This is a genomic window from Marinobacter sp. UBA2688, assembly GCF_002352785.1.
Classification (GTDB): domain Bacteria; phylum Pseudomonadota; class Gammaproteobacteria; order Pseudomonadales; family Oleiphilaceae; genus Marinobacter; species Marinobacter salarius.
Genome location: NZ_DELU01000026.1, coordinates 345,937 through 369,310 on the forward strand (window position 1 = coordinate 345,937; position 23,374 = coordinate 369,310).

The following is a 23,374-nucleotide window of genomic DNA, read 5'->3' on the forward strand; positions in this document are numbered from 1 at the left end:
GGGTTTACTGCCCGGACTTCAGCATTTCCCAGTATTTGGTATAGACCTGCATGGCATCGTCACCCACGTCCTTCTGGAACTCGGCGTTGGTCAGGTCTTCCGGTGTCGGGTAGCTGGTGCGGTCGTTGGCCACTTCATCGCTCAACAATTCGCGGGCCGCAAGGTTGGGCGTGGCATAGCCGATGTCTTCACTGATCAGCGCGGAGATTTCCGGCCGCATGACAAAACTGATGAATTGATGGGCAGCGTCTGCATTCTCGGCGTTCTTGGGAATCACAAAGCTGTCGAGCCAGACAATGATGCCCTCTTCCGGATAGACGTATTCAAGGGACGGCATGTCCTCCTCACCCATCACGGCTTCACCATTCCAGATCATGCCGATGTCGGTCTCGCCTTCAAGATAGGGCATTCGCGGTGCATCCGAGTTGAAGGTACGCACCGCAGGCATCAGTTCGGTCAGCTTGTCATAAGCCGCCTCGATCTCTTCGGGATCGGTGCTGTTGCCAGAGTATCCGAGCACTCTCAGCCCGATGTGGAACACCTCGCGCATGTCGTTGGTGAGCATCACGCGGCCTTCGTATTTCTCGTCCCACAGATCCGACCAGGCCGTTACCTCTTCGCCCTCAACATCATTGGCATCGTAGGCCAGCCCTGTGGTGCCCCAGAGGTAGGGAACGCTGTATTGGTTTTCAGGGTCGATATCCAGGTTCGTCAGCTCGGGGTCGAGCTTTTCGAAGCCTTCCAGTTTCTCGTGGTTGATCTTTTCCAGCAGCCCTTCCTCACGCATTTTGTTGACGTAATAGGTGGAGGGCAGCGCAAGATCGTACTGGCCGCTGTCATCCAGAAGTTTCAGCCGCGCATACATAGCCTCATTGCTGTCATAGGTGGTGTAGACCACCTGGATACCGGTTTCCTCCTCAAAGCGGTCCAATACCTCCTGGGGCATGTACTCAGACCAGTTGTAGAGGTTCAGTACCTGCGGCTCTTCCTGCGAGCTGCATCCGGTCAGGGTTGCAGCCATCAGGCCCGCCAACGCCAGTTTCTTCATCGTTTGCTCCTTGTCAGTATCCATTGGGACAGCATCAACATTGCCAGGGAAAACACCAGCAGCAGGGTGCCCAGGGCATTCACTTCCGGCTTAAGGCCCACACGCACCATAGAGTAGATGCGAAGTGGCAGAATTTCATAGCTGGGACCACTCACAAAGGTGCTCACCACCACATCGTCCAGTGACAGGGTGAAGCCCAACAGCCATCCAGCCAGCAATGCTGGCATGATTACCGGAATCAGTACCGTGCGGGTCATGGTGAAATCATTGGCGCCCAAATCCCGCGCCGCTTCGGGCAGGCTTTCATCGAACCCGCTCAATCGTGCCATTACGGTGATCACCACAAATGGCAGGCAGAAGGTAACGTGGGCCAGCAGAAGAGAGACAAACCCCAGTTGCAGGCCCACCAACAGGAACAACGCCAGCAAAGAGATGGCCAATACAATCTCGGGCGACATCATCACCACAAACAGCATCCCGCGCAGCACACGCTTGCCACGAAAGCGATACCGGTGAAGAGCCAACGCTGTCAGCGCGCCAATAATGGTCGATACCGTGGCCGCCGCCAGTGCCAGCCAGAGGGAATTCCACATGGCCTGGACCATGGCGTGGTTATTGAACAGCGACTCGTACCATTGCAGACTGAGCCCGCCCCAGCGGTAACCGGTGCGGGAACTGTTAAACGAAAACACCACCAGCACCAGGATCGGCAGGTAGAGCAACACATACACCAGGGTGAGATAGGTTTTCGGCAGCCAGCGATTCATGCCCTGGCCTCATCGCCGAGTCGCCGCTGGCTGAGCCGGTGCGCAAACAGCAGGACAGCCATGGCAACCGTCAACAGGATGCTGGCGGCGGCTCCAAAAGGCCAGTCACGGGCATCCAGGAACTGGTTCTTGATGACGTTGCCGACTAGCAAATTGCGGGAACCACCCAGTATGTCCGCCACGAAAAACAGGCCCATGGCGGGCAACAGCACCAGCATCACGCCAGCCAGCACGCCCGGCAAGGTCAGCGGTATCGTCACGTGCAGAAACGTCGAAAGCTTGCCCGCTCCCAGGTCGTGCGAGGCCATCAACAGTTCTTTCCTCAGGTCATCGAACACGGAGTACAGCGGCAGGATCATGAACGGCAGCAGCAGGTATACCAGCCCGATGACCACAGCACGTTCGGTGTAGAGCATTCTCAGCGGCTCGTCGATCAGCCCCAACCCCAAGAGTGCATTGTTGATCAGGCCGTTGGTGGCCAGCAGCAGTTTCAGGGCGTAGGTGCGTACCAGGGAGTTGGTCCAGAACGGCACGATCAACAGGAAAATCAGCAGCGTTTGGCGCTGTTTGCCCAGGCCGGACAGTGCCCATGCAAAGGGATACCCAATCAGCAGGCAAAAGACGGTCGTCATGCCGGCCATGTAGAGGGAATTCAGGAATACGTCCAGGTACAGCGGATCGAACAACTGCCGGTAACTGTCCAGGTTCAGCGGCAGCGAGAGGAAGGTGCCGGGGTCACGTGTCATCACGCTGGCACCCACCACCAGCAGGTTCGGGGTGAGCACAAGAAGCAACAACCAGCCCCAGACCAGAATCAGTACCGCGGTTTTGAAGGGCTGCTGTAACACCCTATGCATTCGTACTCAGCCCTTCTTCTGCATCGTTATTGACCGGCTCCAGTTCAACCGGCAATAACCATTCCCAGCCGTCCACCCAACTGACCCGGACCGGCTCGCCCAGCTTGTAGTCAAAGGTAGGGTCGTCTTCATCAAAAAATTCACTGGCCAGCACTTCAGTACCGTCTTCGAGGTGAATCACCGAGTCCAGCGTGCTGCCCTTGTAGTTACGCTCCACGATCCTGCCGGCCAGGCCCCTTTCGTCTTCAGGCGCCAGCACACGAATATCCTCCGGACGCAGCAGCACATTCACCTGCTCACCCTCGCGCAGCGTAAACCCGGGCCTCTGAAGGGTACGGCTCAGACCCAGGATATCCAGGGTAATGCCATCGTTTTCGACAGAGGTCAGGTATCCTGGAAAAAGGTTGGTCTCCCCGACGAAGCGCGCCGTAAAGAGATTTGCGGGCCGCTCATAGATTTCCCGGGGCGTGCCCAGTTGTTGAATCGCGCCGTCTTTCAGGACCACCACCCGGTCCGACATCGACAGGGCTTCTTCCTGATCGTGAGTCACGAATACAAACGTGATGCCCAACTCCCGTTGCAGTCGCTTCAACTCCACCTGCATGGTCCGGCGCAACTTGTAGTCAAGCGCAGACAGAGGCTCATCCAGCAACAGGAGTTGCGGACGTTTGACCACGGCACGGGCAATGGCTACCCGTTGCTGCTGGCCACCCGAAAGCTGATGCGGCTTGCGGCGGGCAAAATCCTGCAACTGCACCATCGCAAGGACATCGTCCACGCGCTGACGAATTTCGGCCCTGGGCCGCTTCTCCATCTTCAGGCCATAGGCGACGTTTTCGTACACCGACATATGGGGAAACAACGCGTAGTTCTGGAACACGGTATTCAGAGGGCGATGCTCTGGGGCGGCATGGGTAATGTCATGGCCAGACAGGCTAACTACCCCGGTGTCTGGCTGCTCAAAACCCGCCATCAGGCGCAGCAGGGTGGTTTTGCCGCAACCCGACGGCCCCAGAAGGGTGATGAACTCGCCGTCCAGGATGTCCAGGTCCAGCGAGTTCAACACGGTTTTGTCATCGAACGCCTTGGAGACGTTCTTCAGGGAGAGAAGGCTCTCGTTCATTCACCCGAAACGCTGTTCAGGTAGGCCTTATCGGAAATGTTGGTCCACTGACGGACCTGCTTCAGATAATCCCGTTGGGAAGTGATGATTTCCCGCGCCAGTTCATCCTTCTCCGCCTCTTCGGCCAACAGCTTCTCTGTGGCATCACGAAGCGCTTCAATGACCTCTGGCGGGAAGGTTTTATGGGTGACGTCCGGATAGTCTTCCTTCATACGATCCCAGGCCACGCCACTTTCATGCATGCTCTGGATATACATGTCGTAGGCGGCGGTGCGCATAGCCACCCGCAGTACTTCCTGGAGTTCTTCGGGAAGCTTGTTCCAGGTTTTCTCGTTAATCAGGAACTGAACTTCAGCGCCTGGCTCCTGCCAGCCGGAGTAGTAATACTTTGCGATCTGATGGAAGCCCATCTGGAAATCCAGTGCCGGGCCTACCCACTCCAGAGCGTCTATCGTGCCTCGCTCCAGCGAACTGTAAAGTTCCCCAGGCGGAATGTTGGTCACCGCAACACCCACTTCTGACATAACTTCGCCGGCAAACCCGGGGGTGCGCATTTTCAAACCCTGGAGGTCCTCAACACTCTTGATTTCCTCGCGGAACCAACCACCCATCTGGTTGCCGGTATTGCCGCCGGGGAACGACAGCAAGCCATGGGGGCGGTATACTTTTTCCATCAACTCCATGCCGCCGCCGTAGTAAAACCAGGCGTATTGCTCAGGTGCGATCATCCCGAAGGGAACGGTGGTGAAATACATGGCATTGGGGATCGAGCCTTTGTAGTAATACGAGGCCGTATGCCCCATATCGTACTGGCCCGCCTTCACCATATCGAAAATACCGAATGGCGCCTTATGCTTGTTGGATGAGTCAATCCGGAACTGCAGGCGGCCGCCCGACATTTTCTCGGCCATCGAGGCCATGTGGCGCGTTGTTTCACCCAGAATTGGAGAGTTAGGCCCCCAGGTTTCTGCGAGGCGAAGCGTATAGGTTTCCTGGGCCGATAGCGACGCGCTTGCCAGCGCGAACACCAATGCCAGGACGGTCATAAAAGATTTGTGAATAGTCATAGCGAGGTCAGGTTCCGTTTTTTGTAGTGGTCGAATCAGATCGCCCACATCATAGCTTGCTGGCCGGCTAACGCCAATCATCGACCGGCCAGAAGCAACGGTTCTATACCTTGAACTGACCTACCAGCTCACGCAGACTCTCGCCCAGCCGCGCCAGCTCGTGGCTCGCCTCATTGGTCTGGTTTACGCCTGTATCGCTACGCTGCGCCGCGTCCACGATACGCACCACGTTCTGGTTGATTTCCTCGGCCACCTGGCTCTGCTGTTCCGCCGCTGTGGCAATCTGGGTCACCTGATCATGAATATGGCCCACAGACTTCTCAATGGTGCGCAGGGCGTCGGTGGCGTGGTTGATGCGCTCTACCGTTTCGCTGGAACGTTGGCGGGACGCATCCATCCGCTCCACCGCAGCGCGGGACTCAGTCACGAAGCCGTCAATCATACCGCGAATCTGATCAGCGGATTCCGCACTGCGTTTGGCCAGTTGGCGCACTTCATCGGCAACCACCGAAAAACCGCGGCCATGCTCGCCGGCCCGGGCCGCTTCAATCGCCGCATTGAGGGCCAACAGGTTGGTCTGGTCAGTGACGGCGTGGATGACATCCAGTACCTGGGTAATCTCGTCGGTTTTTTCAGCCAGGTTACTGATGCGGGTAGAACTGGATTCAATCTCCTCCGACAGCTGGTTTACAGAAGCCTGGGCGTTAGCAATGGTCTCGCCGCCATCCCGTGCAAGCCTGTCTGCGTCGGAGGCCGCGCTTTCCACCGAGTTGGCATTGCCGGAAATCTGCTGGATCGTGGCCGCCATTTCGTTAATGGCTGAAGCAATTTGATCCGTTTCGGAACCCTGCTCCTGCACCGAGGCCCGGGTTTCATTGGCAACGCGGCTGAGTTCTTCCGCTGCGGAAGCAACCTGGTCGGTAGTCGCGCCGACATCGCGGATGGTGTCCTGGATTTTCACTACGAAGGCATTGAAACGCCGCCCGAGCTCTGCAAGTTCGTCGCTACCTTCGTCCGGCAGGCGGTGACGGAGATCGCCCTCACCCTCGGCGATGTCCTTCATCATGGCAGTAACGGTGTTCAACGGTTTCGTCACCGTACGACCTACAAACACACCGATGAGCAATGCGATGACGACCACAATCACGGTTACCAGAACAATAAAACCGAGAGTTTCAGCGATCTCAGCTTCAATATCCGCGCGTGCGGCAGAAACTACTTCCGCGATATCGGTGACATACACACCGGTCCCGATCATCCAGCCCCAATCGGGAACAATCGTGGTAAATGACACCTTGGGCTCAACCTCGCCAGAGGCGGGGTTGGGCCAGTCATAACCAAAAAAGCCATCCTTACGTGCCGCTTCAAACAGTGATCGTATCAGCTTCTGAACATCTGGGTTGGTCGTAGGTCCTTCCCGGGAAGGATCCGGCGCGTAGGCCAGGTTTTCCAGATCTTTGGCATACGCAAAAATATAGTTGCCGCCCCCAAATTGGATAGAGCGCAGACGATCCCTTGCCGCTTCGCGGGCCTCGGCATCCGAAAGGTCCGGATCGTTCTTTGCGTCCAGCACCACGGAACGGGCGGTATCCACCAGATTCTTCAATTCTTCCTTGCGGGCACTGAGCAAACTTGCTTCCAAACGTTCAAGCTCGGCCTCACCACCGCTTTTGATCTGGGCGACCGTAATCCAGGCAAGGGTTGCCGCCGTTATTACCACCGGGACCAGAACGCCCAGCAGAAGACGGGAACGAATGCGTAACCGGCTCAGCAATGTCATTAAGGACTTCTCCGTATGAGATCAACTATTCAGGGCAATTATCCACAACCGGGCACCAGAGTGTGTTCCAGTTTGTAATACCGTGTGTTCGGATTCGGGGTATAAAGCTGCGACACTGCCACAACTCACTCATGCATTTGCATTTATTGTTGAGAGTATTAACGGCTGGTAGGCGATGGACTTGAACCCGCGTTAGACTAAAGGTCTAGGCACAAACGTCCGATTCATCAAATCTGGCCCAATAAAACCGGCGTCAAGGGCACGGATGAAACATCTCTATCTGATTCGCCATGCGAAATCCAGCTGGGCCGACGATGGTCTTCGTGATCACGAGCGCCCTCTCAACAACCGCGGGCTGAAACAACTGGAGCCAATGGGCAGGGCAATCGGTGCGGAGGGGGCGCTCGACGGAACGGTATACTGCAGCAATGCCGCCCGCGCCCGACAGACCCTGGAAGGTCTGATCCCGAGCAACCTCCAGCACACCGTTAATCTGGCGCCTGTTCTCTACACGTTTAACCATGAGGTCGTGCTGGACTGGTTGCGCGACCGGAGCGAAGACGGCATTACCCTGATTGGCCACAACCCGGCGCTGGAGGATCTGGCATGTCTGCTGTTAAAACACGCACCTGACGCTTTCCCCACTTGCAGTTGCATGCACATTGCGCTGCCAATAGAACACTGGCACGAGATCGGCAAAAACAAGGGCCGGCTTGAAAAGTTACTGACGCCAAACGACGTCAGCTATGAGCAGTTTCATCGCAAACGCACGAAAATCCATATCGATGAGCACCTGCCCCTGCCAGGGCATATCCCAGAATCGCTGTTACACCAGTATCAACGCATCAGGGATCTGGAACCCGGCGTCTTGCAGGGATACGACGACGAGTTTCTGCATCAGTACCGCATTGCCATCCGCCGTAGCCGGGCCATCGCTGAAGCGGTTGTCGACATCCGTGGTGACGGCGATTTACGCAAGGCCGTCGAGGTATTGAAGTGGCATGGCCAAGCCACCAGCCGGCTCAGAGACCTTCACGTATTACTGGGTGACCTGGCGCAATGGCCGCTGGAGGAAGATACCCAGTTGGCCCTGGTGAGCTCCGGCGCCCGCAGCCATTTTGCCAACCTGGCAGACGTTGAACACCAGGAACTGACCAAACGCCTGAACAGTAGGCAATACCGCAAAGACATGGATGGGTGGTACCAGCGACTCATCTCCCGCCACTTGACAAAGGTAACCCGGAAACTGGCCACCGAAGACATCCGCAAAGCCCTGGAAAAGCACATACACAAGCACAATGACGTGGCGCGGCAACTGAACGAACAGTCCCCGGACGATCACTTTCACGACCTGCGCAAACGACTGAAACGCATACGCTACCTGGCCGAATTGGACAAACCGGCGTTCCGCGACATGCTCAGGCAGTTAAAACATCGACAACAACGGTTCGGTGACTTCCAGGACCTGCACGTGCAGATAGACATGCTATCGGACTTTCGCGATAGCACTGCCACGGAGCCTGACATGCTGGCACCAGTGGCGGGCCTGAACACGCTGATCGCAAACCTTGCCGAGGAGAAAAACCGCTGGCGGGATGACATACTGACCCTTGGTGGCATTGGCTGACACCCCGCTATTTGGGGACGGGATTCATCCCACGCCCCATCCAGGCCGACCAGGAATAAAGCCCCAGCGCCACCCAGATCATCACGAAGCTCGCCAGCTTCTCCCCACTCATGGGTTCATCAAACACAAACAGCGCGATGAAGAACTGCAGCGTGGGGTTGATGTACATCAGAAAGCCCACGGTCGCCAAGCGTAGCCGGCGGGCAGCACCCGCAAAGAACAACAGGGGGATGGCGGTGACGATACCGCTGGACATCAGAAGCAGCGTGGTCGAGATATTGTCATTGAAGTGGGATTCCCCGACGGAACTCAGCAACCCGAGAGCCAGCAGACCAACGGGCAACAGAAGCAGCGTCTCCACAAACAGGCCCGAAAGGCCATCCAGCTCCACCTGCTTTCGGAGCAGGCCGTAGGTACCGAAACTGAACGCAAGCACCAGGGTGATCCAGGGAACCACGCCCAATAGAAAAAGCTGGTAAAGGATGGCGATGGTCGCCAATGCAACCGCCACAATTTGTAGTCGGGAAATGCTTTCCCGCAACACCAGCATGCCCAGCCCGACATTCACCAGCGGCGTGAGGAAATACCCCAGGCTCGCCTGGAGCACATGCCGGGTTTCCACGGCATAGATATAGACCCCCCAGTTCAGCGCAATGAACACCGCACACCCGAATACGAAGCCAAGCTTCCTGGGGCGAGCCAACGCAGCAGTGATGGGTTTCCAGCGCCCCAGGAAGCTCACCACAATGGCGAGAAAAACACAGGACCAGACGATCCGGTGAACCAGCACTTCGTAGGATGGCACACCCTCGAAAAGGGCGAAATAAATAGGGAAACAGCCCCACAAGGTATAGGCGGACAGGCCGAAACCCACGCCTTTTGCCGCTTCAGGCGTAGCGTGTTTCACAGGCAACAGGCCTTATATTTTCTGCCACTTCCGCAGGGGCAGGATTCGTTCCGGCCAGGCTTGAGGGTCCCTTCGCGGGTATCGCCTGACACGTAGTACCAACGCCCACCGTCGCGAACGAAGCGGGAGTTCTCTTCCAGATACCCCCAGCCACCGTCTGCCCGGTAAAGAGCGCGAAAGTGCACCCTGCCCTCGTGTTCACCTTCATCTGACGACAGTACCTGCAGCGACACCCACTTCGGCGACTCGGTAAGATCAAGGTCTTGGGGCCGGGTGCTGGTGTGCCATGTGGCTTTCAGATAGTCCGTCAGATTCAGTACAAACGCGCAGTAGCGAGATCGCATAAGGGCTTCCGGTGAGGATGCCGGTTTGCCCTGATGGCATGGCTCGCAACAAGTGCTGTACGGTTGGCGGCTGCCACAGGGGCAGTCGTCCGGGGTAATCTCTGGCGCCATCGGGTCGTCCTTATCGCCGGTTAGTGCTGTTCACGGACCCGGCAGACCCAGGACACGTAAATGATTCATTTTAACAGTTTTAGTTGCCCTGCGGCTGTGCTATCAACAATCATCAATTGACCTGATCGAGTAGCCCGATTGTGACTGACCTTTCCCTGCTGCAGATACTACTTGCCAACCTGGCTTTGCTGGCCGGCGCCTGTTTGCAGGGCGTGGCAGGTTACGGCATCGGTACGCTGGCGGCACCATTGCTGTTCCTGATCAGCCCCATGCTGATACCGGCGCCGCTGGTTCTGAACGCCGTGGTGCTGACGATTTTCATGCTGCTGCGGAACCGGGGCGCCTTGCAGGTCCGCGAAGTGCGCTTTGCCATTGGCGGGGGCGTTGGCGGCATGATCCTGGCCGGAATTACGCTGATGCTGATTTCACCCACGGGATTTGAGCTGGCGTTCGGCGTTCTGATCCTGATTGGCGTATTATTGAGCGCAGGTGGTTTGCGACCTGCCCTGAACGCTCGCAACAGTATCCTGGCCGGCGCTGCCTCGACCTACATGGGAACCATTACCGCCGTTGGCGGCCCACCGATTGCACTGATCTACCAGAATCAGAAGGGACCACTGGTGCGGGCCAATATGTCGGCCTTCTTTCTGGTGGCGAGTTTTTTCAGTATTGCCGCCCTGGTGGTTTCCGGCTACCTGGGGCAGCGAGAGCTACAGTTGTTTGCTGTCACCTTTCCGGGGGTTCTCATCGGCTTCTGGCTTTCCGGCAAGCTGGTCAACCGCATGCCTTTTGACGGACTGAGGCCGGTCATTCTCGGCATCGCAGCCGTTGCTGGTGTGGCGGCACTGGTTCGTGGGCTGATGTCGCTCTGACCTCTGAATTACTCAGCCCACAGTCTCGCCCGGAAACGACTCTGTTTCCACAATACCGCGACCCATATCGCATGAAGATTGATCAAAAACGCCAAAACCCATTCGAAGGCGTCGTCTACCTGGCTGTACACCTCTGGCACAACGGCCGTGAGGATAACCGATAGAATACCCACCGCCAGTATCAGCTCACATAGCCACAACAGTCGCCTGCCATTGGCATGCCATCGCGGATGCCCCTTCAGTGCCGAGCTGATCAGCAACTGCGCGATGAACGTCAGCGAAAAATACAGCACGACACCAATCCGGCGAATCAGGTTGAAACCATCCCCTTCGTGACCCAGGGCCAGCGTGTAGGCGGCAAGAGACATACATGCGACAAAGCCCAGCCAGGGGACCCAGGGCCGACCGCGACTGGTGGCACCCAGTTGCAGTAGCCAACGACCGTTGAGAGCCCAGAACAGAATGCCGAGCATCGCCGCCGGCAACATGGTGCCCTTGAAAATGAAATAGCTGGTACCGTATCGGCCAGTGCGGCTGATGCTCGTGCAGCTGTCCCAGTATGGAATACACCAGGAAATGTGCCCTTCCAGTACCGACACCGCGAAAGTCGCGTGAATGGTGATCAGCGGCGTCAACGTGGCGGCCATGGCCAGCCACCACAGGGGGATGCCGTTCTTCACCGAGGTCATAACACTATTCCCTCATTACAAAATGCTCTTATAATCGAGTGCTTGCACATTGTCATCTATACTAGATTAGCAACGTATTACTCATTCGCGATGACATTGCGCGCATCATTCAGTCGCTGCTTTACCTGATTCCGGTCCCACATGATAAGACGACACCCTCTGCTTCAGCTTCTTGCAGTCGCCCTACTGTTGCCCTTCAGTTTTACGACCAATGCCGTGGGCCAACCGCCTAACATCGCGTTCTACTATGGCCATGAAGCTCCGATAGGCAGCCTGATGGCTTACGACTGGGTGGTGTTGCAACAGGACCAGGCCAGCGACGCACGTGTCGACCTGCTGGCCGGGGCCGGCACCGCTCCCATTGCCTACGTCAGTGTCGGAGAGATGGCCCGCAGCCATCGACTGTTCGGAAGCCTGCAGAAAAGCTGGCTGGTCGGCAAGAACCCGGCCTGGTCAAGCGCTGTGCTGGACCTGCGCAACCCCGACGTTCGCACCTTTCTGCTGGACAACCTCATTGACCCGGCCTTCAAGCGCGGCTTCCAGGGGGTGTTTCTCGATACTCTGGACAGCTTTACGCTTGCTGCCAGTGGCGAAGCGCAGACGCAAGCCTTCGCAGAAGCTCAGACACAACTGATTTCGGACATCCGCGCCCGGCACCCGAACGGCAAGATTATCCTCAACCGCGGCTTCCACCTGCCAGACAGCGTTATCGGTCAGGTCGACGGGCTCGCCCTGGAGTCCTGGCGCAATGGCTACAACGCCAAGGAAAAACTTTACTACAAAGTTTCTGAAACAGACCGGCAGTGGCTGGACAAACAGCTACAGCGCTGGCGTGAGGCGCGGCCGGACATGCCCATGATTGCCATCGATTACGTAGCGGACGCCTCCCGGGCCGGGGAACTTGCAGGCCAGCTACGTCGCGACGGTTTTGTGCCCTGGGTGGCCAACCCGGCCCTGGATCGCCTCAGCCCGTCCCAACCCGCACAGGTGAAACGCCACGTCCTGGTGATTCATGACTTGCCAGAATTCAACATGGACCGAAGCGCCGCCCATCGTTTTGGTGGCATTGTGCTGGAGCGTTCCGGATTCATCCCACAGTATCACTCCGCGCTGGAACCTCTGCCAACGGAGCCCACCGAAGACCGGTACGCGGGCATCCTGGTGTGGTGGGAAACAGGGGATCGCCACAACGGCCTTTGTTCATGGCTTGCCCGGCAGCAGGACAAGGGCGTACCCGTGGTGCTGATGGGGCTGATCCCCGGCAACCCGGCGTGCAGCGGCGTGATGGCCGCCAGCAGCACCACTGTGCCCGCTGCGCCTCTGAGTCATGAGCCCGCACACCCATCGGTGGCCAACTACGAAGGTAGGCGGCTTCCTTCCCTGACCACACAGGCCCTGCCGAAAGTAGAAGAACACACGCCCTGGCTGACCATCACCGACGCGCAGGGCCAGCAATTTTCGGCCATCTACACCCATGATCGGGGCGGCGTGGCCTCAGCGCCCTTCCTGTTCGAAACCGGGCCCGACAACGAAGCCTACTGGCTGTTCAATCCCTTCGAGTTTATCCAGCAGGCCTTCGGTGCACCTGCCATGCCGGTGATTGATACCACCACTGAGAACGGCCGCCGCATACTCACGGCCCACATTGACGGCGATGGCTTCGTCTCGCGGGGGGAGTTTCCCGGCAGCCCGCTGAGCGCTCAGGTCATCCAGGATGAGATTCTGTCGCGGTACGAGGTACCCCACACCGTTTCGGTCATCGAAGCGGAAGTTTCACCCGAGGGCCTATACCCGGGCGCCAGTAAAGAGGCGGAACGCATCGCCAGGGCCATATTCAGATTAAATTCGGTGGAAGTTGCATCTCATACCTACAGTCATCCGTTCTTCTGGCAGTCGATAGAAGGTGGCCCCGCCCCGAGGCTTGAAAACACGCTGTATGGCTATTTCATGAACATCCCGGATTACCAGGCTTCCCTTGAACGCGAAATCGAAGGCTCGGTGGGATACATTAATCAACGCTTGGCCCCGGCGAACAAGCCCGTATCGGTGTTCCTCTGGACAGGCGACGCCCGGCCCGGCGCCAATGCCCTGAAACGGGTTCGGGAAGCCGGCCTGGTCAACGTCAATGGCGGCAACACCAAGCCATTGCCCTACGCTTCCGAGCTGGCAGAAACCTGGCCTGACGCTCGCCCAGTGGGCGATGAGCTACAGGTGTACGCACCGGTGATGAACGAAAACGTCTATACCAACGACTGGACCGGCCCTTACTATGGGTTTCGCAATGTGACGGACACTTTCCGAATCCTTGAGGACAAAGGCCGGCTGAAACCCATGGGCATTTACTACCACTTCTATTCGGGCACCAAACCCGAGGCCCTCGGAGCCTTACATGAGGTCTACAAATACGCCCTAGATCAACCCGTCACACCGCTCTATCTCAGCGACTACGCCAAGCGCGTGCAAACCCTCTATTACTCGGCGTTGCTCAGGGACGATAACGGTGGCTGGCACTGGCGCGGTATTGGCCAACCCCACACCGTCACCATTGAGCAGGACCGGTTTCCCGACCTGGAGAGAAGCACTGGCGTCGCCGGTTTCCACGATGCTGCCGGCCACCGCTACGTGCATCTGACCGGTGATTCGCCCCGCCTGCTCCTGACCGACTCCGCCCCGAAAGGCCCCTGGCTGGCCCACGCCAATGGGGTACTTACCCAATGGCAGCGCGAGCAGGTAGCCGGGAAATGGCGGATAACGCTGGGTTTGCAAAGCCATCGGAACGTGGAATTCACCCTTGCCGGAACCCGCCGATGTACAACCAGCGGCGGTTCGGCACGGATGTCACGGTCGGGTGAACAGGTGCGGATTGTTCTCAGCAGCCGGCAAACAGAATCCCTGATGCTGGAGTGCCAATAGCGTTATGCGTCGGAACAGGGAGTCCTTTTTCAGCTTGCCCGCGCTGGTCCTTATGGGAGCGCTTATCGCGCTGGCGTTGTATCTGCTGTTTCCGCGACAGGCAGTGTTCGAGAACCCGGAGTACCTTGAAACGCCAGACGCCCTTTCCATCGCCTATCTGGAAGTGCTACTGCGTTCGGATTCAGACAACGTTCCCTTACGCCTCAGCCTGGCCCGGGCCCTGAGCACAACCGGCCAACTGGAACGCGCAGACCAGGTACTGGCCCCCTTGATGGCACAACAGACGGTGCCGGAGGAGGCCTTTGAGTTTTACCTGGAACTGCAGGCTCAACGCCTGTTTGCAATCCCAGAAGGCCCCCGGAGGGAGGCCCGGAAAGACCAACTCTTTGCCGACGCCCAGGCGCTGGTCCGCCAATCCTATGAACCGGAACGCATTCTGGAGCTCTTAAGGCCAGCCTCCAGCTGGCTGAGCCAGCCCCGTTACCTGACATTGCTGCAAGGCGTCGAGGACCGGATGACCAGCCCCGGCCAGCGGCTTCAACTGGCCCGTGAAATCGCTCGGCTGGAGGAAGCACAGTCCCGGCCTGGCATGGCTGCAGCCACCTTGCGCCCTTATATTGATACCGTCCGCCCCGAGGCCCGCGATGAGTTCATCGACAACATCATTCGCCTGGAGCTTGCCGGTGGCAATCCGAAAGCGGCGCTGGCACTCTTCAAGCAAAAACTCCCGGATACCCGGATGTCGGAACCAGCACTGACCGAAGGTATCCAACTGGCAAGGCTGGCTGGTTCAGCTTCGGATGAAGCCACCTGGATTCGGCAACGGGCCGACCGCCATCCCGTCAACACCGCGTACCAGAGAGAATTACTCGCTTTCCAACTCGCTTCCGGAGACCCAAAAGCGGCGCTCAATACTATCCGGAGGCTGCAGAAGACGCCGGACAGGCTCACTCGCGAAGATCGGCAAACCATTGCTCAAGTGCTGGAGTGGAACGGCCTGCCGCAGGAAGCACTGCCTGTCTGGGTATCCCTCTATCAACAAACCGGTTCCGCGCAAGCCTTCCAACGATCAGTGGATCTGGCGCGCGGGCTTTTCCAGTGGGACACACTGCGAGTGCTGTTAGTCGAGAGGGCCAGGCAAAAACGCTTGCAGCCGGACGGCTATATCACCCTGGCCGAGGTATTGGTGGGTGCCGGACGCTTCGATGATGCAAGGGAATGGCTAACGGAAGGCCGATCACGGTTTCCCCGGTCCGACACGCTAAGGGAACGACTGCTGACACTACTCATTAACCTGCGTGACTTCCCCGCAGCCATTGAACTGCTGGAAAACGAGCCACGGTTATCCGACGCCGACCGCATACAACTGGCCTCTCTTTACTGGCGCACACGGCAACCTGAACGCGCCCTGGCACTGTTGGATTTCGAGCCTCAAGACCGGCAACTGGCCGAGACTGTTCAGATCATGCGAATGGACCTGGCTACAGCCTGGGTAGAACCGACATCCTGGAGCGGGATTATGAAAGTCTCCTGGCCAGAAGCGACAGCGAGCTTACGCCGAATTTGAAGGAGCGCCTGCTCAACCTGGCAGCCCTTTTCGAGGACTACCCAAGGGCCCTGTCGTTGAGCGAACGTCTTTTCCTCGAAACCGGGGAACCCCGGTTCTTGGCCGCTATCGCTGAATACCAGTTGGCTCTCGGGCAATGGCAGGAACTGGAGCAAACCCTCGAACGCTGGCAAACGGAAATCCCCACTGCCCGCAACAACCCGCGCTACTGGTCACTTCGGGCATTGATTCACCAACGCAACAACGAGGTCCTGGCAGCAAACGATGCCTACCGCGCCGCGTGGGAGCTGGCACCCGACGACGAGAACCTGATGATCAGTTGGGCCTGGCTGCAGCTTGCCAATGCGGAACGGTTCGCCGACACCCTTCCGGCCCTGCTGGCCCGAATCGGTGATACACCTTCTCCCGCCGCCTATCCGGTCCTGGGCTACGGTTACAGTGCCCTGGGCCAGCCAAGACGGGCTCTGAACTGGTTTCGTCAGGGTATGGATACCCGCAGTGATGACATTGAGTGGCTTCTGGCCACGGCAAGACTGATGGATCAGACCGGTGCACCCGGCACCGCAACCGATCTTCGCCAAAAGGCCGCGAAAAGATTACAGGAAGACCCATCCACCCGCTCCAGCCGCTTTGCGGTGTACAGTGGGGAAGGGTTACTCAAACTGGCCTGGCAAACCTTGGCGACCTTTCCCCGCAGCGGCGAAGGCGACGACCCTGACCAGAGGGGATTACGCGAAACCCTGGCGTACTTCGCGTCCAACCAGGGTGACACGCTGGTCGCGGAGGCCCTGCTACCGGCACCGGACGGCCGAAACGCAGCGGTGCGCCAACGCATCGGACAAACCCTACGGTCTGCGCCGGAAAACCGCGAACAACAGACAGGCCGCTATGTTCGGCAGCTTGATCGACTCAACAGTCCGATGACGGCGGAACAACAGAGAGTGACGATGCAGGACACGGTCAATCTGCACCAGACGTTCAACCGTGCCATTCAAGTGGGCAGCCGCTGGCAGAACCTGGGTAACTTTACCGTTCAGCGCAGCGGGATAACCGGGCAGTTCAGCGAAGACGAGTTTCGCTGGAAATTGTCTGCCAGCACTCTCAAGGCGAGCGATTCCGGGCGCCTGATAAGCACCCCCGGGCGCAGCAGCGAGACTTCTTTCGAGGTGGACAGGCGCTCAGGCAATAGCGCCTGGTCGCTATCGGTCAGCCAGTTGCCACGCTACCAGCAGGATGACCTGGCCATCAGCGCTGCCTTCGACCAGCAATGGTCTGACCGCACCGCCTTCGGCGCCGGCTACCATTTCCAGGAACGCACACCGGACAGCGCCGAAGCCTGGTGGCTGACCCGCCGCGACCGCGCCTACGCCAGCGCCAGCTACACCCCTTTCTCCCGGCTTAACCTGAATGCCCAACTTGAGCAACTGACGGTCAACAGCCTGGAGAACGATCAACTGGCGGATGGCTACGGGCTGGACCTGAATGCCACCTACACCATTTTTCGCAATGACCCGGCCTGGATTATCAGCGCCGGTTATCGCAACCAGCAGCTATCATTGGCCGAAACCCTGCCCTCATCCACCCTTGCGGCACTGGATCAGCCACTGAACACCGACAGCCTGCTGACCGAGGAGTACGAACGCATCGGTGTGGGCACGCGTTGGTTCCATGGCTCACCCCACGCACTGCATCGCTCGACACCCTCACCCCGCGCATTTCTCGGTTTGGACGCCGGTTATGTATTATCCACGTCAACGGCGGAAGTCGGTGTGGAAGTGGGCCTTGGTTGGCGGGTGCTGGGGGATGATGAACTGGCCCTGTCCGGACGCTGGTCGTCGGAAGGGCTGGACGGCAACGGCCGAACCGAATTCAATCTTACATACACGATTTACCCTGGTCGCTGAAGGAGACCGTTATGAAAACACTACGCCATAGCCTCTGGCTCACCCTGTTATTGCTGGCTGGCTGTTCGGTTATCCAGAGCCAGGAGGGCTCGCCGATTCCGGAGGATGGACAGTTTGCGGTGCTGCCGCTGATTAACCTGTCACAGACACCCCAGGCCGGAGACCAGTCCGCCAGTGTGCTATCCGCGATCCTGCGAGCCAAGGGCAGCGAAAACGTGACCCTTTACCTGCCGGACGACCGCAACCCCCTGCTGTACGAAAGCAGTGAACGACAGCAGACCGCCCTTACCACGGCCCGCAACGACGGCGCTGACTACCTGTTTACGGGCACCGTGGAAGAATGGCGTTACAAAAGTGGGTTGGATGGCGAGCCAGCCGTGGGCATTACCCTGGAAATACGCAACGCAGACGACAATCGCGTCGTCTGGTCCGGCACCTCGGCCCGCACGGGATGGGGTCGTGAAAGCCTGAGCGTGGCGGCCCATAAGGTTCTGGACGAGCTGACCAACGCCATGCCACTGATCGAAAGCCAATAATACCGCCTGAGCAACAGGGTTCACTATGGACGAAGCAGAGCAGATAACGGGCGAGAAGGTACGGGTACCCATCGCACTGAAGTGGCTGGAAACCCTGCTGATTACCGCGTTTTTCCTGGCCTTTAGCGTTTGGCACCGGCCGGATGATCCGTTCTATCTGACAGGAAACTTTCCCTGGCCAGTGCTGGGACCGCTACTGGTAGGCCTGAGGTACGGCTTTTTCATGGCGCTGATTTCAGCCCTGATCATCATCGCCGCCCTGGGTTTTCACTTGCGGTTTGAGATCACCGGCGGCGCCCGTGATTTTCCCTACGTGTGGACCACCGGGGTACTCGGCATCAGCCTGTTGGCGGGTGAGTTTCGGGACTACTGGGGCCGCCAGCAGCAAAAACTGGAAGCGAGCAACGAGTACCGTGGCTCCCGTCTGGAAGAGTTCACTCGCAACTACTATCTGCTCAAGGTGTCCCATGACCGACTGGAACAACAACTGGCCGGCAGTTCCAGTAGCTTGAGAGAGGCGCTTCGACGCCTGTATGCACAGATTGGCGAAGCCGGTCAGACAGGGCTGAATCAGGAGGCGGCCTCATTGATGCTCCAGCTACTGGTGCGTTACGGACAACTGCAGATAGCCGGCATCTATGCCATCAATAATGGCGTACCCGAGCCGGAACCACTGGCAACGGTCGGTCGCTTCCGCAAGGTGGACCTGAAAGATCCCCTCTTGCTGCACGCAATGGCGGAACGGAAACTGGTGTCGGTGCAGACTGAATTCCGCCAGCGTATGGGCGACCTCGACACCGACCTGCTGGCAGCCATCCCGCTGATTGACTCCGAAGATCGCTTTATCGGCCTGTGTGTTATCGAGGCCATGCCCTTTTTCAGCTTCGAGGCTCGCTCGTTGCGACTGCTGGCGATCCTGGCCGGGCACATGGCAGACATCGTCCACGAACAGTCGGAAGTACAGGCCGGTGGCTCACCGGAATGGCGTTACTTTCGGCGCCATCTGGCCCGTGCGGGCCGCGACGCGGAATTTTTCAACCTACCCGCAGCGATGGTGGGCTTGCCACTGACCAACAACCGCAATGGCCAGTTGATTGCCGACCATATTCAAAAAGTCCGCCGGGGCCTCGATGTGATTGCCGAGCATCGGGCCGGCAATCAGCGCTACATCGTTGTTCTGATGCCACTCACCGATGAACTGGGCCTGGCAGGCTATTTACAACGACTGGACGACGGGCTGAGGGAGCAGCTGGGGTTGCAGGCCGGTGATCTGGTGACACCGCAAACCCTGCAAGTCCGTAATCGAGCCCAGGCCGATGAGTGGGTGCAGGCCTTCCTGTTCGACAACCAGGGAGAGAACAACCAGGGAAAGAACAGCCATGGCCAATAGCTGGTTTGCACTGCTCGCCCTGGCGCTGGAAACCGGCGGCGTCACCGGGCTGCTATCACCCACCGCCGGCAACCTTGAGCTGGCCGCTTACCTGATCGCCCATGCCATGGCCTGTGCGCTGCTCACCCTGATCCTGCTGCCGTTGATGCCGTCGCGCTATCGCGGGCAGCCCATTACCACAGGTGTCTTCCTGTTCACTCTGCAGTTTGCCATCCCTTTCATCGGCAGCGTGGGCCTGGTTCTGGGCATGTTGCTGGCACTGTATCTGCCACGGTCCAGTCGCGACATACCCTGGCAGGAAGTGGACATACCCGAACTGCCGTTCCAGCCGATCGATATGGATCTACAGGTGGTTTACAGCCAGGGCGGCCTTCGCCAGGTACTGCGCGAAGCCATTAGCACCGACAAACGCCTGAAAGCACTGATGGCCACCCGCCAGATGAACGACCGGGACGCCATTGAAATCCTGCGCGAAGCTCTGAAAGACCCGTCTGACGATGTGCGATTGCTGGCCTATTCCATGCTAGAGCAAAAAGAGAAAACCCTGGCCCAGCGGGCCGGCACTCTCCAGCAGTCACTGCAGAACGCCGACGACCTGACCAGCGTTTCCCTCCAGCGGAGGCTGGCACAGGTTTGGTGGGAGATGGCTTATCTGGGCCTGGCCCAGGGCGGCCTGCGACAATACTACCTGGACAGTGCCGGTAAACTGCTACGACGACTGGTGGCCCGCCGCTCCCAACACAACGACTGGCGCCTACTCGGCCGTGTGGAACTCGCCCTGGGCAACATCGACAACGCGGAAGAGGCCTTCCGTTCGGCGCTTGCCGGCGGCTCGTCACCGGAATTGATCATGCCCTACCTGGGGGAAGTCGCGTACCTGCGCCGGGACTTTGCTCAGGTGCGCCAACATCTTTCAACCTGCCCTCCGGAGCGTTTCCATCCCGCCAACCGACCGGTTATCGAGTCATGGCTATGACATTACCCAAAACCAGCGTAACGCCCCAAGCTGACATCGCCCTTTTGCTGGAAGGCACCTATCCGTTCATCCGGGGCGGGGTGTCCTCCTGGGTGCACCAAGTCATTACCGGCCTGCCGGAATACACCTTCGCCCTGATCTTTCTGGGCGGCGACCGCGCACATTACGGCGAGCAACAGTATGTCCTGCCAGACAATGTCACTCACCTGGAATGCCACTACCTGATGGACACCGAAGCCGCTGGCAAACCCCGGCCACGTCGGGGTAACAAGGCCGCCTTCGAGGCCCAGAAGTGCCTGCACGAGCAGTTCAAGTCCGAAACATCAGTGCCGCCAGACATCCTCCACAAGGTGTTTGCCGACCTGGGCCAGAAGCAGGGTATCAGCCGTGACGACTTCCTCTACAGTGAAGAAAGCTGGGAGATGATTGACGAGAACTACCGTAAATACTGTACGGAGCCGTCCTTTGTCGACTATTTCTGGTCGATCCGTATCATGCACGCGCCATTGTTCCAGCTCGCCGAAGTGGCGCGAAAGATGCCTGCTGTGCGCATGCTGCATTCCATTTCCACCGGTTACGCGGGCTTGCTCGGCGCCATCGCCAGCGAGCAGCGGGGCATTCCCTTCGCGCTCAGTGAACATGGCATCTACACCAAGGAACGCAAGATTGACCTCTCCCAGGCCCAGTGGATTCACGACCCCACAGACCAGGTCAGCGGTACGCTGAACGAGCAATTGGGGTACATTCGCAGACTCTGGATCCGTTTTTTTGAGGCCCTTGGACGCCTGGCCTACCAGCAGGCAGACCCGATCGTGTCGCTGTACCAGGGCAATCAGCAACGGCAGTTCCAGGACGGTGCACCGCCTGAACGTACCTGTATCATTCCCAATGGCATTGAGCCCACCCGCTTCGACGCCGCCAGGAAGGCCCGCCCCGACCACATCCCGAAAGTCCTGGGACTGGTCGGACGGGTCGTTCCCATCAAGGATATAAAAACCTTTATCCGTGCCATGCGCTCGGTCAGCGAAACCATTCCCGACGTGGAGGGCTGGATTGTCGGCCCGGAAGATGAGGACGAAACCTACGTACGCGAGTGCAAGGAACTGGTCGATAGCCTTGGCCTCAACCAACGAGTGAAATTTCTGGGGTTCCAGAACGTCAACGACATTCTTCCTCAGCTTGGGCTGATGGTACTGACGTCCATTTCCGAAGCCTTGCCGCTGGTGATCCTGGAGGCCCACGCTGCGGGCCTCCCCTGCCTGGCCACCGATGTGGGTGCTTGCCGCGAACTGCTGGAAGGCGCCAGCGACGAAGACCGGGCACTGGGCGCCAGCGGTGCTGTGGTGCCCATCGCAGACCCTGAAGCGACCGCGCGGGAAGCGGTGCGACTGCTGTCAAATCCCGAACAATGGCAACAGGCTCAGAAAGCGGGACTGGAGCGGGTACAGAAGTTCTATACCCTGGAAAGCATGTTCGGGGCCTACCGCTCCATTTACAACAAGGGGCTGAACGGCTAATGGCAGGCATCGGTTTCGAGATACGCCGCATCCTCAAGCGCGACAGCTTCCTGAACCTGTTCGAGGCCTACGGCCTGGCCGGCATCATCAGCTCCGGCCCCTGGGTGCTGTCGGTGCTCGGCGTCATGATGATCGGGGTGATCAGTTTCACACTGGCGGTATCTGATACCGAGGTGGTTCAGTTCCTGGTATCGGTGACCTACCTGATGGCCGTCTCCCTGACCCTGTCGGGCCTGTTCCAACACGTCTTCACCCGCTGGGTGGCAGACCGGCTGTACGCCAAGCGCAATGACCTGATCCTGCCCAATTTGATGGGGCTGATCTGGGTCACTACGGTACTGTCATTGGGGCTGGGGTTGATGGCCATGGTGCTGTTCTTCAGTGACACTTCGGTACTGTACCGCCTGCTGATGCTGGCCAACTTTGTCGTGCTGTGTAACCTGTGGCCGGTGACAATCTTCCTGTCCAGTATGAAGTCCTATCGTCGCATTGTGGTGGTGTTTGCGCTGGGTTACGCCACCGCCGTGGTCAGCTCCATGGTGCTGTCACAATTTGGCCTTGAGGGATTGCTGGCGGGCCTTCTTCTGGGCCACAGCCTGCTGTTCTTCAGCTTCTTCTACACCATTATCCGGCAATATCCAGGCAACCACTTCATCCGCTTTGATTTTACCCGGCGGCGGCAGATTTTTCCGGCACTGATTCTTACCGGTCTGCTGTTCAATGCGGCGGTGTGGGCCGACAAATTTATCTTCTGGTTCCACCCGGACACGTCCCAGCCCATTATTGCCAGCCTGCGCGCCTCGGTGATCTACGATCTGCCTATTTTTCTGGCTTACCTCTCGATTATTCCCGGTATGGCGGTATTCCTGGTCCGCATGGAAACCGACTTTGCAGAGGCCTATGAACGTTTCTACAACGCCGTACGGGAAGGCGATACCCTGGAACGGATCAATCGCTTCCGGGACCAGATGGTCATTGTGGCCCGCAATGGCATCTACGAGATCTTCAAGGTGCAAGGCCTAACCGTCATTGTGATTTTCCTCTGGAGCGAGGAAATCCTGGCGGCTATCGGAATTTCCCCCCTGTATCTGCCATTATTCCACATTGACCTGGTCGCCGTTGGCATCCAACTGCTGCTGCTGGCGATCCAGAACGTGCTGTTCTACCTCGACGCGCGGGGCATCAACGTCACCCTCTGTGCGCTGTTTTTCTTCGGCAATATTGTGTTTACGTTTATCACTATCGAATTGGGGGCGTCGTTCTACGGCTATGGCTTTGCCGCTGCCGCCCTGCTGGCAGTGCTGACCGGCCTGTGGCTGCTGTCACGGAAGTTCGACAAGCTGGAGTACGAAACCTTCATGTTGCAGGGGCGGTAGTAC

General features: G+C 58.4%; 19 protein-coding genes. 10 read left to right on the forward strand and 9 right to left on the reverse strand.

Translation table 11 applies throughout. The annotated features are described in order from the left end of the window. Positions 1 to 4: 4 nt before the first annotated feature. The 6 genes from B3M52_RS17020 to B3M52_RS17045 form a co-directional block, all read right to left on the reverse strand. Entirely contained in the window at positions 5 to 1,048 is a 1,044-nt protein-coding gene (locus B3M52_RS17020; RefSeq protein ID WP_075195434.1) for an ABC transporter substrate-binding protein, read from the reverse strand. After that, complete coding sequence (potC, locus tag B3M52_RS17025; protein WP_041333605.1) at positions 1,045 to 1,815, reverse strand: spermidine/putrescine ABC transporter permease PotC; 771 nt, start codon at positions 1,813 to 1,815, stop codon at positions 1,045 to 1,047. The genes B3M52_RS17020 and potC overlap by 4 nt, the downstream gene beginning before the upstream one ends. Then, entirely contained in the window at positions 1,812 to 2,672 is an 861-nt protein-coding gene (gene potB / locus B3M52_RS17030) for a spermidine/putrescine ABC transporter permease PotB (protein WP_286749908.1), read from the reverse strand. Before potB ends, potC begins: the two co-directional genes overlap by 4 nt. Beyond that, the gene (gene potA, locus B3M52_RS17035; RefSeq protein WP_286749911.1) at positions 2,665 to 3,795 is read right to left on the reverse strand and encodes a spermidine/putrescine ABC transporter ATP-binding protein PotA; all 1,131 of its coding nucleotides are present in this window, start codon (positions 3,793 to 3,795) and stop codon (positions 2,665 to 2,667) included. Before potA ends, potB begins: the two co-directional genes overlap by 8 nt. Beyond that, the gene (locus B3M52_RS17040) at positions 3,792 to 4,862 is read right to left on the reverse strand and encodes a TRAP transporter substrate-binding protein (RefSeq protein WP_286749913.1); all 1,071 of its coding nucleotides are present in this window, start codon (positions 4,860 to 4,862) and stop codon (positions 3,792 to 3,794) included. The genes potA and B3M52_RS17040 overlap by 4 nt, the downstream gene beginning before the upstream one ends. A 103-nt stretch (positions 4,863 to 4,965) precedes the next feature. Then, complete coding sequence (locus B3M52_RS17045) at positions 4,966 to 6,642, reverse strand: methyl-accepting chemotaxis protein (protein ID WP_286749915.1); 1,677 nt, start codon at positions 6,640 to 6,642, stop codon at positions 4,966 to 4,968. A gap of 265 nt (positions 6,643 to 6,907) precedes the next feature. Here B3M52_RS17045 and B3M52_RS17050 point away from each other — a divergent pair, with 265 nt between their 5' ends. After that, positions 6,908 to 8,269: a CHAD domain-containing protein gene (locus tag B3M52_RS17050; protein WP_286749917.1), complete on the forward strand. Its 1,362-nt coding sequence runs from the start codon at positions 6,908 to 6,910 to the stop codon at positions 8,267 to 8,269. A gap of 7 nt (positions 8,270 to 8,276) precedes the next feature. On the opposite strand, the gene rarD is transcribed toward B3M52_RS17050, so the two are convergent. Both rarD and B3M52_RS17060 read right to left on the reverse strand, forming a co-directional pair. Then, positions 8,277 to 9,176 (reverse strand): EamA family transporter RarD, encoded by a 900-nt coding sequence (gene rarD / locus B3M52_RS17055; protein WP_286749919.1) that lies wholly within the window; start codon positions 9,174 to 9,176, stop codon positions 8,277 to 8,279. Then, positions 9,173 to 9,631, reverse strand: coding sequence for a YchJ family protein (locus B3M52_RS17060; RefSeq protein WP_286749921.1), 459 nt, complete (start codon positions 9,629 to 9,631; stop codon positions 9,173 to 9,175). The genes rarD and B3M52_RS17060 overlap by 4 nt, the downstream gene beginning before the upstream one ends. A 140-nt stretch (positions 9,632 to 9,771) precedes the next feature. Between B3M52_RS17060 and B3M52_RS17065 the strand changes: the two genes are divergently transcribed. Further along, the gene (locus B3M52_RS17065) at positions 9,772 to 10,503 is read left to right on the forward strand and encodes a sulfite exporter TauE/SafE family protein (RefSeq protein ID WP_286749922.1); all 732 of its coding nucleotides are present in this window, start codon (positions 9,772 to 9,774) and stop codon (positions 10,501 to 10,503) included. Positions 10,504 to 10,511: 8 nt separating this feature from the next. On the opposite strand, the gene B3M52_RS17070 is transcribed toward B3M52_RS17065, so the two are convergent. Next, positions 10,512 to 11,192 carry a hypothetical protein gene (locus tag B3M52_RS17070; RefSeq protein WP_286749923.1) on the reverse strand — a complete coding sequence of 227 codons (681 nt, stop codon included), beginning with the start codon at positions 11,190 to 11,192 and terminating at the stop codon, positions 10,512 to 10,514. 216 nt (positions 11,193 to 11,408) lie between these two features. Here B3M52_RS17070 and B3M52_RS17075 point away from each other — a divergent pair, with 216 nt between their 5' ends. Genes B3M52_RS17075 through pelG form a run of 8 tightly spaced genes read left to right on the forward strand, consistent with a single transcriptional unit; the run spans position 11,409 to position 23,371 of the window. Next, positions 11,409 to 14,105 carry an endo alpha-1,4 polygalactosaminidase gene (locus B3M52_RS17075; protein WP_286749924.1) on the forward strand — a complete coding sequence of 899 codons (2,697 nt, stop codon included), beginning with the start codon at positions 11,409 to 11,411 and terminating at the stop codon, positions 14,103 to 14,105. Between the two features lie 4 nt (positions 14,106 to 14,109). After that, positions 14,110 to 15,672, forward strand: a complete 1,563-nt coding sequence (locus tag B3M52_RS17080) for a tetratricopeptide repeat protein (RefSeq protein ID WP_286749925.1) — start codon at positions 14,110 to 14,112, stop codon at positions 15,670 to 15,672. Beyond that, the gene (locus B3M52_RS17085) at positions 15,669 to 17,576 is read left to right on the forward strand and encodes a tetratricopeptide repeat protein (protein ID WP_414673602.1); all 1,908 of its coding nucleotides are present in this window, start codon (positions 15,669 to 15,671) and stop codon (positions 17,574 to 17,576) included. Before B3M52_RS17080 ends, B3M52_RS17085 begins: the two co-directional genes overlap by 4 nt. Positions 17,577 to 17,587: 11 nt before the next feature. Continuing rightward, positions 17,588 to 18,112 (forward strand): hypothetical protein, encoded by a 525-nt coding sequence (locus B3M52_RS17090; RefSeq protein ID WP_286749927.1) that lies wholly within the window; start codon positions 17,588 to 17,590, stop codon positions 18,110 to 18,112. 25 nt (positions 18,113 to 18,137) lie between these two features. Next, the gene (locus B3M52_RS17095) at positions 18,138 to 19,502 is read left to right on the forward strand and encodes a PelD GGDEF domain-containing protein (protein WP_286749928.1); all 1,365 of its coding nucleotides are present in this window, start codon (positions 18,138 to 18,140) and stop codon (positions 19,500 to 19,502) included. Beyond that, positions 19,492 to 20,478 carry a tetratricopeptide repeat protein gene (locus B3M52_RS17100; protein ID WP_286749930.1) on the forward strand — a complete coding sequence of 329 codons (987 nt, stop codon included), beginning with the start codon at positions 19,492 to 19,494 and terminating at the stop codon, positions 20,476 to 20,478. Before B3M52_RS17095 ends, B3M52_RS17100 begins: the two co-directional genes overlap by 11 nt. Continuing rightward, entirely contained in the window at positions 20,475 to 21,995 is a 1,521-nt protein-coding gene (gene pelF / locus B3M52_RS17105; RefSeq protein ID WP_286749932.1) for a GT4 family glycosyltransferase PelF, read from the forward strand. Before B3M52_RS17100 ends, pelF begins: the two co-directional genes overlap by 4 nt. After that, entirely contained in the window at positions 21,995 to 23,371 is a 1,377-nt protein-coding gene (pelG, locus tag B3M52_RS17110) for an exopolysaccharide Pel transporter PelG (RefSeq protein WP_286749934.1), read from the forward strand. Before pelF ends, pelG begins: the two co-directional genes overlap by 1 nt. Positions 23,372 to 23,374 lie beyond the last annotated feature (3 nt).